Source organism: Enterobacter cloacae complex sp. GYL001 (genome assembly GCF_049237125.1).
In the GTDB taxonomy this organism is placed as follows: domain Bacteria; phylum Pseudomonadota; class Gammaproteobacteria; order Enterobacterales; family Enterobacteriaceae; genus Enterobacter; species Enterobacter hormaechei_C.
In genome coordinates this window covers 164,310-176,250 of sequence record NZ_JBMKGW010000004.1, presented here as the reverse complement: position 1 = coordinate 176,250, position 11,941 = coordinate 164,310, and the positions used below count along the sequence as shown (strand labels likewise).

10 protein-coding genes and 1 riboswitch are annotated in these 11,941 nt (G+C 58.6%); of the genes, 7 read left to right on the top strand and 3 right to left on the bottom strand.

The genetic code is table 11. The features are described 5' to 3' along the window. Nucleotides 1-29 precede the first annotated feature (29 nt). A complete protein-coding gene (sgrT, locus tag ACOTWU_RS10560) occupies nucleotides 30-182 on the bottom strand; it encodes a glucose uptake inhibitor SgrT (RefSeq protein WP_003856388.1) in 153 nt (50 codons plus the stop codon). 88 nt (nucleotides 183-270) lie between these two features. Here sgrT and sgrR point away from each other — a divergent pair, with 88 nt between their 5' ends. The 4 genes from sgrR (at nucleotide 271) to thiQ (ending at nucleotide 5,349) form a co-directional block, all read left to right on the top strand. Next, complete coding sequence (sgrR, locus tag ACOTWU_RS10555) at nucleotides 271-1,926, top strand: HTH-type transcriptional regulator SgrR (RefSeq protein WP_047733165.1); 1,656 nt, start codon at nucleotides 271-273, stop codon at nucleotides 1,924-1,926. A gap of 36 nt (nucleotides 1,927-1,962) precedes the next feature. Beyond that, a riboswitch (TPP riboswitch) is annotated at nucleotides 1,963-2,063 on the top strand. 31 nt (nucleotides 2,064-2,094) lie between these two features. After that, nucleotides 2,095-3,078 (top strand): thiamine ABC transporter substrate binding subunit, encoded by a 984-nt coding sequence (thiB, locus tag ACOTWU_RS10550; protein ID WP_421625765.1) that lies wholly within the window; start codon nucleotides 2,095-2,097, stop codon nucleotides 3,076-3,078. After that, nucleotides 3,054-4,664 carry a thiamine/thiamine pyrophosphate ABC transporter permease ThiP gene (gene thiP / locus ACOTWU_RS10545; protein ID WP_220719596.1) on the top strand — a complete coding sequence of 537 codons (1,611 nt, stop codon included), beginning with the start codon at nucleotides 3,054-3,056 and terminating at the stop codon, nucleotides 4,662-4,664. The genes thiB and thiP overlap by 25 nt, the downstream gene beginning before the upstream one ends. Continuing rightward, nucleotides 4,648-5,349, top strand: a complete 702-nt coding sequence (gene thiQ, locus ACOTWU_RS10540; RefSeq protein ID WP_033488173.1) for a thiamine ABC transporter ATP-binding protein ThiQ — start codon at nucleotides 4,648-4,650, stop codon at nucleotides 5,347-5,349. Before thiP ends, thiQ begins: the two co-directional genes overlap by 17 nt. A gap of 477 nt (nucleotides 5,350-5,826) precedes the next feature. Here the strand turns inward: thiQ and ACOTWU_RS10535 are convergent, their stop codons facing one another. Further along, nucleotides 5,827-6,594 carry a DedA family protein gene (locus ACOTWU_RS10535; protein WP_126498698.1) on the bottom strand — a complete coding sequence of 256 codons (768 nt, stop codon included), beginning with the start codon at nucleotides 6,592-6,594 and terminating at the stop codon, nucleotides 5,827-5,829. 118 nt (nucleotides 6,595-6,712) lie between these two features. Then, nucleotides 6,713-7,558 (bottom strand): arabinose operon transcriptional regulator AraC, encoded by an 846-nt coding sequence (gene araC / locus ACOTWU_RS10530; RefSeq protein WP_003856402.1) that lies wholly within the window; start codon nucleotides 7,556-7,558, stop codon nucleotides 6,713-6,715. A 337-nt stretch (nucleotides 7,559-7,895) separates the two neighbouring features. Here araC and araB point away from each other — a divergent pair, with 337 nt between their 5' ends. From araB to araD, 3 genes are all read left to right on the top strand, one after another. Next, a complete protein-coding gene (gene araB / locus ACOTWU_RS10525; protein ID WP_126498699.1) occupies nucleotides 7,896-9,605 on the top strand; it encodes a ribulokinase in 1,710 nt (569 codons plus the stop codon). A 10-nt stretch (nucleotides 9,606-9,615) separates the two neighbouring features. After that, nucleotides 9,616-11,118 carry an L-arabinose isomerase gene (gene araA / locus ACOTWU_RS10520; protein WP_015572656.1) on the top strand — a complete coding sequence of 501 codons (1,503 nt, stop codon included), beginning with the start codon at nucleotides 9,616-9,618 and terminating at the stop codon, nucleotides 11,116-11,118. Nucleotides 11,119-11,204: 86 nt separating this feature from the next. Then, on the top strand, nucleotides 11,205-11,900 hold the full coding sequence (gene araD, locus ACOTWU_RS10515; protein ID WP_126498701.1) for an L-ribulose-5-phosphate 4-epimerase: 696 nt from the start codon (nucleotides 11,205-11,207) through the stop codon (nucleotides 11,898-11,900). Nucleotides 11,901-11,941: the final 41 nt, after the last annotated feature.

Here is an 11,941-nt window from a genome sequence, read left to right as displayed (position 1 = left end):
AATACTCAGTCACACATGATCGAGGCGAGTTAGCGAGAAGAGGTCGGTTTCGTAACGTCCCACTGCATCAGATCTTCCAGTATTCTCAGCCGCTGCTCTGCGCACTGGCGGGCCAGCCAGGACACTCCCTTTGTCGCTGAAAAATAGTGCTGATAAAACTGACGTGCGGTAGACCTCTTCATAATTTACCTCCTCGCTTCATCGAAAAGGATTATTGGCTTAATATAGGGATTAATAAATTGCTGATTTTTTGTCAGGAGTTCCCCTTTTATGCCTTCCGGTCGTCTGCAACAACAATTTATCCGCCTCTGGCAGTGCTGCGAGGGGCAATCGCAGGAGACCACGCTGAACGAGCTGGCCGAGCTCCTCAACTGCTCCCGGCGTCATATGCGCACGCTCCTTAATACCATGCAGCAGCAGGGCTGGCTAAACTGGGAGGCCGAAGCCGGACGCGGCAAGCGCTCGCGCCTGACTTTCCTTTATACCGGCCTGGCGCTACAGCAACAGCGGGCGGAGGATCTGCTGGAGCAGGACCGCATCGATCAGCTGGTCCAGCTGGTGGGCGACAAAGCCGCCGTGCGCCAGATGCTGGTCTCGCATCTGGGACGCAGCTTTCGTCAGGGACGCCACATTCTGCGGGTGCTTTACTACCGCCCAATGAAAAATCTGTTGCCCGGTACGGCGTTACGTCGCTCTGAAACCCACATGGCCCGGCAGATATTCAGCGGTCTGACGCGGATAAATGAGGAAAACGGGGAACTGGAAGCGGATATTGCCCATCACTGGCAACAGGTGTCTCCGCTGCACTGGCGCTTCTTTCTACGCCCCGGCATTCATTTCCACCATGGACGCGAGCTGGAGATGCGCGACGTTATCGCCTCTTTAGAGCGCGCCCGCACGCTGCCGCTCTATTCGCATATCGCACGGATCCACTCTCCAACGGCCTGGACGCTGGATATTGAGCTTTCGCAGCCGGACAAATGGCTTCCGTGGCTTCTGGGCTACGTGCCATCAATGATCCTGCCTGCCGAGTGGCGATCCCTGAACAATTTTTCCAGCCAGCCGATTGGTACGGGCCCCTACTCCGTTTCACGGAACAACAGTAATCAACTGAAGATCCGCGCCTTTGATGATTACTTTGGCTATAGGGCGTTGATCGACGAAGTGAACGTCTGGGTGTTACCGGATCTCAACGAAGAGCTGAGCGCAGGCCTGACCCTGGAAGGGCCAACAGCCGGTGAAAAGGCGTTCGAAAGCCGCCTGGAGGAGGGCTGCTACTACCTGCTCTTTGATGGCCGCAGCCATCGCGGGGCAAACCACGACGTTCGCAGGTGGATAAGCCATATTCTGGCGCCCGCTAACCTGATTTATCACGCAGAGGAGCAATACCAGACCTGGTGGTTCCCGGCCTATGGCCTGCTCCCACGCTGGCACCATGCGCAGCCCGTCCGCAGTGAAAAGCCTGCCGGACTGGAGACCATCACCCTCAGCTACTATCGCGATCACATTGAGCATCGTTTTCTGGCGAGGATCATGAGCACGCTGCTGGCAGCCGAAGGCGTGACGCTGGCGATACAGGAAGTCGATTATGATGAATGGCATCGCGGAGACGTCATCAGCGATATCTGGCTCAACAGCGCAAACTTTACGCTGCCGCTTGATTTCTCGCTCTTTTCTCACCTGTACGAAGTGCCCCTGATTCAGCACTGTATCAACCGGGACTGGCAGCAGGACGCCGCGCGGTGGCGGGCGGGAGAAATGGATCTGGCCGCCTGGTGTCAGGAATTACTGACCGGGCAGACGATCGTACCGCTGATTCACCACTGGCTGCTGATCCAGGGGCAACGCAGCATGCGCGGCCTGCGGATGAATACCCTCGGCTGGTTTGATTTTAAATCCGCCTGGTTTGCGCCGCCGGAGCCATAACGCTTTCGTAATATTCACCAAATCATTACAATAGCGCCGTTCTCAACGGGGTGCTGCATCACTGATGTGCGCTGAGATAATACCCGTCGAACCTGATCCGGATAACGCCGGCGAAGGGATTTGAGGCTGTCTCTCAAAATCCTTTGCCACTCAACCCTGAGGTGCAAAGTGTTAAAAAACGTTCTTCCTCTGCTGGCGCTGTTTGCGCTGCCTGTTTTTGCTAAGCCCGTTCTGACGGTCTATACCTACGACTCCTTCTCCGCCGATTGGGGCCCCGGCCCGGTGGTTAAAAAAGCCTTTGAAGCCGACTGCAACTGCGAGCTGAAATTCGTGGCGCTGGAAGATGGCGTCTCGCTGCTCAACCGTCTGCGCATTGAAGGCAAAAACAGCAAAGCCGACGTGGTGCTCGGGCTGGATAACAACCTGCTGGAAGCCGCCACCCAAACCAGACTGTTCGCCAAAAGCGGTGTGGCGGCAAAGGCCGTCAACGTGCCGGGCGGCTGGAAAAACGACACCTTCGTCCCCTTTGATTACGGCTACTTTGCGTTTGTCTACGATAAAAACAAGCTGAAGAATCCGCCCAAAAGCCTGAAAGAGCTGGTCGAAAGTGACCAGAAATGGCGCGTAATTTATGAAAATCCGCGTACCAGCACGCCGGGTCTGGGGCTGCTATTGTGGATGCAGAAAGTCTACGGGGATAAAACGCCGGAAGCGTGGCAGAAGCTGGCCGCGAAAACCGTTACCGTCACCAAAGGCTGGAGCGAAGCCTACGGCCTGTTCCTGAAAGGCGAAAGCGATCTGGTGCTGAGCTACACTACCTCTCCGGCCTACCACATTATCGCCGAGAAGAAGGATAACTACGCCGCCGCGAACTTTGCTGAAGGGCATTATTTGCAGGTGGAAGTGGCCGCCCGCACCGCCGCGAGCAAACAGCCTGAGCTTGCCGAAAAATTCCTGAAATTTATGGTCTCCCCGGCATTCCAGAATGCTATTCCGACAGGAAACTGGATGTACCCGGTCACTGACGTTTCGCTGCCGGCAGGCTTTGAGCAGCTAAACAAGCCGCAAACCTCACTGGAATTTACGCCGCAGCAGGTTGCCGCCCAGCGCGCCGCATGGATTAGTGAATGGCAACGCGCCGTCAGCCGCTGATCCCCGGCTGGTTAGTTCCCGGGCTGCTCGCCGCCATACTGATGGTGGTCGTCAGCCTGGGTGCATTCCTTGCGCTGTGGTTTAACGCGCCAGAGAGCGATCTGCTCGCCCTCTGGCACGACAGCTATCTCTGGCACGTCATCCGCTTCTCCTTCTGGCAGGCGTTTCTCTCCGCGCTGCTGTCGGCGATCCCGGCCATTTTCCTCGCACGCGCCCTCTATCGCAGACGTTTTCCCGGCAGGCTTGCCCTGCTGCGGCTGTGCGCGATGACGCTGATCCTGCCCGTGCTGGTGGCGGTGTTCGGTATTCTGAGCGTCTACGGTCGGCAGGGCTGGCTGGCATCCCTCTTCAACCTGCTTGGTCTGGAATGGACCTTCTCCCCTTACGGCCTGAAAGGCATTCTGCTGGCGCATATTTTTTTCAATATGCCGATGGCGACGCGCCTCTTTTTACAGGCGCTGGAAAACATTCCCGGTGAGCAGCGTCAGATTGCCGCCCAGCTTGGCATGCGCGGCTGGTCGTTCTTCCGCTTTGTCGAATGGCCGTGGCTGCGACGCCAGATTGCCCCGGTGGCCGCGCTAATCTTTATGCTCTGCTTCGCCAGCTTCGCGACCGTGCTTTCTCTCGGCGGCGGGCCGCAGGCCACCACCATTGAGCTGGCGATCTATCAGGCCTTAAGTTACGACTACGATCCGGGCCGCGCCGCGCTGCTGGCGATGGTGCAGATGGTCTGCTGCCTGGCGCTGGTGTTACTCAGCCAGCGGCTGAGTAAAGCGATCCCCACAGGCAGCAATCACTTGACAGGCTGGCGCGATCCGCAGGACAGCCTGCACAGCCGCGTCGCGGATTTTATGCTGATCGCGCTGGCACTCCTGCTTCTGCTGCCCCCGCTGCTGGCCGTTATCGTTGATGGTCTGAATCGCAATGTGTTGTCGGTACTGCAACAGCCTGTCCTGTGGCAGGCGACGTGGACCTCATTGCGCATTGCGCTGGCAGCCGGGCTGCTGTGCGTGATCCTGACCATGATGCTGCTCTGGAGCAGCCGCGAGCTGTACGCGCGTCATGCCCGTAAAGCCGGACACGCGCTGGAGCTGACGGGTATGCTGATCCTGGCGATGCCGGGCATTGTGCTGGCGACCGGATTCTTTTTACTGTTCAACAGCACCATCGGCCTGCCGGAAAGCGCCGACGGCATCGTCATTTTTACCAACGCACTGATGGCTATCCCTTACGCGCTCAAGGTGCTGGAAAACCCGATGCGCGACGTCAATAGCCGCTACAGTTTGCTGTGTCAGTCGCTGGGCATGCAGGGCTGGCAGCGTCTGAAGGTGGTCGAACTGCGCGCGCTAAAGCGTCCGCTGGCCCAGGCGCTGGCGTTTGCCTGCGTGCTGTCGATTGGCGATTTTGGCGTTGTGGCCCTCTTTGGCAACGAGGATTTTCGCACGCTGCCGTTCTGGCTTTATCAGCAAATTGGCTCCTATCGTAGCCAGGACGGTGCCGTCACGGCGCTGCTCCTGTTGCTGCTGTGCTTTGCGTTATTTACCGTTATCGAAAAACTTCCGGGGCATGATGTTAAAACTGACTGATGTAACCTGGCTTTATGAGCACCTGCCAATGCGTTTTACCCTCTCCGTTCGTCAGGGAGAGCGAATCGCAGTGCTTGGCCCCAGCGGGGCCGGAAAAAGTACCCTGCTCAATCTGATTGCCGGTTTTTTGCAGCCTGCCAGCGGGTCGATCGTCATTGATAATGGCGAATATACCTACGCTCCGCCGGCTACGCGCCCGGTGTCGATGCTGTTCCAGGAAAACAATCTGTTCAATCATCTTACGGTGTGGCAGAACATCGCGCTGGGTATGGATCCGGGGTTAAAGCTCAGTGTTGCGCAGCGTCAGACGCTGGAGGCGATCGCCGAACAAATGGGCCTGGCTGCGTTTATCAACAGACTACCGGGTGAGCTTTCCGGCGGCCAGCGCCAGCGCGTGGCGCTGGCACGCTGTCTGGTGCGCAAGCAGCCGCTGCTGCTGCTCGACGAACCCTTTTCGGCGCTCGACCCGGCCCTGCGTCAGGAGATGCTCTCGCTGGTTGAGGAGGTTTGCGAGCGCGAGCAACTGACGATGCTGATGGTTTCGCATAGCATCGAAGATGCCGCACGCATCGCGCCGCGATCGGTAGTGATCGCGGAGGGACGTATTTTGTGGGATGGGGAAACAGAAGAACTTCTGAGTGGTAAGGCGGGGGCATCTTCACTTTTAGGTATTCGTGAGGTCTGATGCCCTCACCCTGGTCCTCTCCCACAGGGAGAGGGATCCCCAGTAATTTGAAAGCAAAAGCGATAACGTTGCCTTCAGAATAACTGAGGGCTTTCAGCGATGCCTTGGTCCGGCTGTAAATCGCTGAGGCGTTTCCTGTAGGCCGGGGCGAGGCGCAGGGATGCGCCGAGAGGGCGGGCTTTACAGGGATGTTACCTCCGCCCGTACCCGATAAGCCGGAAGGAATAAGCCGAAGGTACCGCGAAGCGGCGATTTTCCGCCGGAAGCCCGGGTCGCCAGGGTGGTGGCGACTGAGCCACCCTGGCACGTTCACCGCTCATGTCGTGACAGAGTAGCAAGGAACATAAAGTGAACGGAATGACCACCAGAGCCGTATGTTCCCCCTCACCCCAGCCCTCTCCCTCAAGGGAGAGGTGGCCGTCTGTGCAGGCATTATTTTGTGGGGAACCCTTAGCCCACAGGGAGAGGGAAAACACCTTAACGGCTCACCACCTTCAACAGGATCTCACCGTACACCGGCATCAGCGGGTGGCGAATCAGCGCCACCAGCGCCACGACAGCCACTCCCAGCGTCAGCGGGGCCAGCCAGAGCAGGCGCGTGCGCGGAAGATAGCGCGTCAGGCGATTAACACTGGCTTTCGCGCTGCGCCACAGGCGCCAGCAGAGCCAGACCGCCAGCCACAGCAGGACCGCCGTTCCCAGCAGCAGCCACTTGAACTCACCGCTTTGCATACCGTCAGGAATATCGATGGCCGCACCCGCCAGGATCCCCGGCAGGAAGTAGAACGGCGGCCAGAAGACGCAGCCGATGATGTTCGGCACCACAAACTTCGCGACGGGCAGATCCAGCATCCCGGCCACCATCGGCACCAGCGGGCGCGTTGGGCCAACGAAGCGCCCCACGAGGACGGTGAACATGCTGTGCTGGTGCAGCGCGTGCTCGGTTTTATCCAGCAGCGCTTTGTTTTTTTTCATGAACGACCAGCGGTGCAGCGGCTTCTTAAAGCGCCAGCCCAGCCAGAAGGAGATCCAGTCCCCCAGCAAACAACCGATGATACCGGCCATCCACGCCTGCCAGAAATTGACCTCGCCGCTGCCGATAAGCGCCCCAAGCCCTGCCATCATCACGGTGCCGGGCAGGATCAGCCCGACCAGCGCCAGCGACTCCAGAAACGCCACCAGCGCCACGGCGATGAGCGAATACATAACGGACTGGGTAATAAAATGTTCCAGCAATGCCTGCATAACTATTCCGGTCAGAAAACGAATCAGCGATTCTGCTTAGCGCCCTGCACCGCGTCAAGGCATCAATTGTCTGAATAGTTTACAAGTTGCGCCTGAAGTTCACCTGAATGTTTACCGATTATTCACATCCCGCACGGAATTCGCTCGGGCTGGCACCGGTGCACTTCTTAAACACGCGAGAGAAATAGAGCTGATCTTCAAAGCCGACGTTACGCCCGACGGTGGCGATAGGCATTCGGGTGGTGCTGAGCAGCAGCTTCGCCTGGCTGATGCGCTGATCCTCACGCCAGCTGAGTACACTCACGCCAAGCTGCTGGCGGAACAGATGAGAGAGCCGTGACGGCGACAGACACACATGCTGGGCGACGCTGGCAATATCAAACTGGCTGTCGGCAAGGTGGTCGCTGATGTACTGGCAGGCGTCGCGGACGCGGTTGTCCAGCGGCGGATTAAGCGACTCGTTGATGGCCTCCATGCGGCGCAGCAGCACCTGTTCAAGCAGGTTGATGGCCAGCAGTTCGGCGTAGCGCCCGCCCGCCTGCCCTGCCTCAATAATCTGTGCGAACAGCTCACGGAACTGCGCCAGATGCGCCTCATCCGGGCGATATAAACCGGTATGGGCGAAAATGGCCGGCCACGAGAGCCACTCCTGCCAGTAGGCGCGCGGACGGAAATAGACCCACTGGTGATACCACTCTTTGGCATCCGGATGGCGCCCGTAGTGGTGGATCTCCCCCGGCGGGAACAGCAGCATATCACCGGGGCGGCAGATAAACTGCTGATCCCCGTTTTTGACGACCCCTTCTCCGCGTACGGTCAGGTTGAGGATATATCCCTTCATGCCAAGAGGGCGATCGACGTAAAAATCGAGATATCCCTCGGCCTCAATTGGCGTCAGCCCCGCCACCAGATGGGCGTTAAATGAGTAGCCCGGCAGTAAGGGATCGTTTTGCGGTTCGGCCATAGATTCAGTTCTCCCAAGGGTCCTGAAGGAAACCAATTGTCCATATCGATAAAAGCAGTATAAAAATGGCCCGCGAAAAGATCCAAAAAGCATCACGCCTCTTTTACGTCCGCCATGTTTCAGCCTTTCCCCCTGATTTCTCCGCCAGTACGGGCAGATAAGCAGTAACAAAAGTGTCTATAAGTGCGGCAGAAATGTCCACATCGAATATTTGCACGGCGTCACACTTTGCGTGGCTACAGCAATTTAGTCCATAAGATTAGCGGATCCTGCCTGACGATTTTTGTCCCCAGTCTCTAATGTTCTTCCATACCTGTTTTTTGGATGGAGCAACACCATGGCAATTGCAATTGGCCTCGATTTTGGCAGCGACTCAGTTCGCGCGCTGGCAGTGGACTGTACGACTGGCCTGGAGATAGCAACCAGCGTTGAGTGGTATCCGCGCTGGCAAGAGGGGCGCTACTGCGATGCGCCGAACAACCAGTTCCGCCACCACCCGCGTGATTACATTGAATCAATGGAAGCGGCGATCAAAACCGTGCTGGCGGAGTTGACGGACGCCCAGCGGGCCGATGTCGTGGGGATTGGCGTCGACAGCACTGGCTCAACGCCTGCTCCTGTCGATGCCGAAGGCCGCGTACTGGCGCTGCGACCGGAGTTTGCCGACAACCCGAACGCCATGTTTGTGCTGTGGAAAGACCATACCGCCGTGGAAGAGGCGGAAGCCATCACCCGCTTATGCCATCAGCCGGGCAAAACTGACTACTCACGGTATATCGGCGGAATTTACTCCAGCGAGTGGTTCTGGGCCAAGATCCTGCACGTTACCCGCGCGGACGCGTCGGTCGCACAGGCAGCGGCATCATGGATTGAGCTATGCGACTGGGTTCCCGCCCTGCTCTCCGGCACCACTCGCCCGCAGGATATCCGCCGCGGCCGTTGCAGCGCCGGGCATAAATCGCTGTGGCATGAAAGCTGGGGGGGGCTGCCTCCGGCAGCGTTCTTCGATGAACTCGACCCGATCATCAACAAAAACCTGACATACCCGCTGTTTACCGACACCTTCACCGCCGATATTCCGGTCGGCACGCTCTGCGAAGAGTGGGCGAAACGCCTCGGTCTGCCGCAAAACGTGACCATTTCCGGCGGCGCGTTCGACTGCCATATGGGTGCGGTGGGCGCGGGTGCGCAGCCCAACACGCTGGTGAAAGTTATCGGCACCTCCACCTGTGACATTCTGACGGCAGATAAAGCCAGCGTCGGCGACCGCGCGGTGAAAGGCATCTGCGGTCAGGTTGACGGCAGCGTGGTACCCGATTTTATCGGCCTTGAAGCGGGCCAGTCCGCCTTCGGTGACATCTACGCCTGGTTTGGTCGCGTGCTCGGCTGGCCGCTGGATCGGTTGGCAGCCGCGCATCCTGAACTGAAAACGCAGATTGCCGACAGCAAAAAACAGCTCCTGCCGCAGCTCACCGAAGCCTGGGCAAAAAATCCGTCTCTCGACCACCTGCCGGTGGTGCTGGACTGGTTCAACGGCCGTCGTACGCCGTTTGCCAACCAGCGTCTGAAAGGAGTGATTACCGATCTCAACCTCGCGACCGACGCGCCCGCGCTGTTTGGCGGCCTGATCGCCGCCACCGCGTTCGGCGCGCGCGCCATTATGGAGTGCTTCACCGGGCAGGGCATTGACGTGAACAACGTGATGGCGCTGGGCGGCATCGCCCGTAAAAACCCGGTGATTATGCAGGCCTGCTGCGACGTGCTGAACCGGCCGCTGCAAATTGTGGCCTCCGATCAGTGCTGTGCGCTGGGCGCCGCGATTTTCGCTGCCGTGGCCGCAGGCGTACATGCGGATATCCCGACCGCGCAACAGCATATGGCGAGCGCCGTCGAAAGTACGCTCCAGCCGCAGACTCAGCAGGCACAACGCTTTGAACAGCTTTATCAGCGCTACCAGCAATGGGCAAAAAGCGCCGAACTTCACTATCTCCCTGTCGCCGCCCCGGCCAAAAGCACCGCGGATACTACGGCAACCCTGACACATTAAGGACACGATAATGACCATTTTTAATAATTATGAAGTGTGGTTTGTGATTGGCAGCCAGCATTTGTACGGACCGGAAGCGTTGCAGCAGGTGACGAAACACGCGGAGCACGTTGTGAATGCGCTGAACGCGGAAGCCAAACTGCCGTGCAAACTGGTGCTGAAGCCGCTGGGTACCACCCCGGACGAAATCACCAACATTTGCCGCGATGCCAATTACGATGACAAATGCGCTGGCCTGGTGGTGTGGCTGCACACCTTCTCGCCAGCCAAAATGTGGATCAACGGCCTGGCTATCCTCAACAAACCGCTGCTGCAATTCCACACGCAGTTCAACGCCTCCCTGCCGTGGGACAGCATCGACATGGACTTCATGAACCTGAACCAGACCGCGCACGGCGGCCGCGAGTTCGGCTTCATCGGCGCGCGCATGCGTCAACAGCATGCCGTGGTGACCGGGCACTGGCAGGACGGTCAGGCACAAAAACGCATTGGCTCCTGGATGCGTCAGGCGGTATCTAAGCAGGATACCCGCCACCTGAAAGTGGTGCGTTTCGGCGACAACATGCGCGAAGTGGCGGTCACCGACGGTGATAAAGTGGCCGCGCAGATTAAATTTGGCTTCTCCGTCAACACCTGGGCGGTGGGCGACCTGGTGCAGGTGGTGAATGACATCAGCGATGGCGACGTTAACGCGCTGGTGGACGAGTACGAAAGCAGCTATCGCCTGACGCCTGCGGCACAGGTCAACGGTGACAAGCGCCAGAACGTGCTGGATGCCGCACGTATTGAGCTGGGCATGAAGCGTTTTCTGGAACAGGGCGGCTTCCATGCCTTCACCACCACCTTTGAAGATCTCCACGGCCTGAAACAGCTCCCGGGTCTGGCGGTACAACGTCTGATGCAGCAGGGCTACGGCTTTGCGGGCGAAGGCGACTGGAAAACTGCCGCTCTGCTTCGCATCATGAAGGTGATGTCGACCGGTCTACAGGGCGGCACCTCTTTTATGGAGGACTACACCTACCACTTCGAGAACGGTAACGATCTGGTGCTCGGCTCGCACATGCTGGAAGTGTGTCCATCCATCGCGGTGGAAGAGAAACCGATCCTCGACGTGCAGTACCTCGGCATTGGCGGCAAAGCGGATCCGGCCCGTCTGATCTTCAACACCCGTACCGGCCCGGCCATTAACGCCAGCCTGATCGACCTCGGCGATCGTTTCCGCCTGCTGGTGAACTGCGTCGATGCGGTTGAAACCCCGCATTCTCTGCCGAAGCTGCCGGTCGCCAACGCCTTGTGGAAAGCGCAGCCTGACCTGCCAACCGCGTCGGAAGCCTGGATCCTGGCCGGCGGCGCGCACCACACCGTATTCAGCCACGCGCTTGACCTCAACGATATGCGTCAGTTCGCCGAGCTGCACGATATTGAGCTGACCGTCATTGATAACGACACCCGCCTGCCCGCCTTCAAAGACGCGCTGCGCTGGAACGAAGTCTATTACGGTTCAAAACGCTAAGCCCTGAATGCCCGGTGGCACTGCGTTTACCGGGCTTACGGTTCTGTAGGCCCGATAAGCAAAGCGCCATCCGGCAGGAGACAACAATGTTAGACGATCTCAAACGTCAGGTACTCGAAGCCAACCTGGCGCTGCCAAAACATAACCTCGTGACCCTGACATGGGGCAACGTCAGCGCCGTTGACCGGGAAAAAGGCGTGTTCGTGATCAAGCCTTCCGGCGTGGATTACACGGTGATGACCGCAGAAGATATGGTGGTGGTCAGCATCGAAACGGGTGTAGTGGTTGAAGGCAATAAAAAGCCCTCCTCCGATACGCCCACTCATCGCCTGCTGTATCAGGCCTTCCCGACCATCGGCGGGATTGTGCATACCCATTCGCGTCACGCGACCATCTGGGCGCAGGCGGGCCAGCCTATTCCGGCCACCGGCACCACCCACGCGGACTACTTTTACGGCACCATTCCCTGCACGCGTCTGATGACCGATGCGGAGATCGGCGGTGAGTACGAATGGGAAACGGGGAACGTGATTGTCGAAACCTTCGAAAAACAGGGAATCGACGCGGCACAAATGCCCGGCGTGCTGGTGCACTCCCACGGCCCGTTTGCCTGGGGTAAAAACGCGGAGGACGCGGTGCACAACGCGATCGTACTGGAGGAAGTCGCCTATATGGGGATCTTCTGCCGCCAGCTGGCACCGCAGCTGCCGGATATGCAGCAAACCCTGCTGGATAAGCATTACCTGCGTAAGCACGGTGCGAAAGCCTACTACGGGCAGTAAACCCTTGCCCGGTGACGCTGCGCTTACCGGGCCTGCGGAAC

Excerpts from the sequence above, each read along its gene's own strand:
- sgrT (WP_003856388.1), bottom strand. The coding sequence starts at position 182 with ATGAAGAGGTCTACCGCACGTCAGTTTTATCAGCACTATTTTTCAGCG.
- sgrR (WP_047733165.1), top strand. The coding sequence starts at position 271 with ATGCCTTCCGGTCGTCTGCAACAACAATTTATCCGCCTCTGGCAGTGC.
- thiP (WP_220719596.1), top strand. The coding sequence starts at position 3,054 with ATGGCAACGCGCCGTCAGCCGCTGATCCCCGGCTGGTTAGTTCCCGGG.
- thiQ (WP_033488173.1), top strand. The coding sequence starts at position 4,648 with ATGTTAAAACTGACTGATGTAACCTGGCTTTATGAGCACCTGCCAATG.
- ACOTWU_RS10535 (WP_126498698.1), bottom strand. The coding sequence starts at position 6,594 with ATGCAGGCATTGCTGGAACATTTTATTACCCAGTCCGTTATGTATTCG.
- araC (WP_003856402.1), bottom strand. The coding sequence starts at position 7,558 with ATGGCCGAACCGCAAAACGATCCCTTACTGCCGGGCTACTCATTTAAC.
- araB (WP_126498699.1), top strand. The coding sequence starts at position 7,896 with ATGGCAATTGCAATTGGCCTCGATTTTGGCAGCGACTCAGTTCGCGCG.
- araA (WP_015572656.1), top strand. The coding sequence starts at position 9,616 with ATGACCATTTTTAATAATTATGAAGTGTGGTTTGTGATTGGCAGCCAG.
- araD (WP_126498701.1), top strand. The coding sequence starts at position 11,205 with ATGTTAGACGATCTCAAACGTCAGGTACTCGAAGCCAACCTGGCGCTG.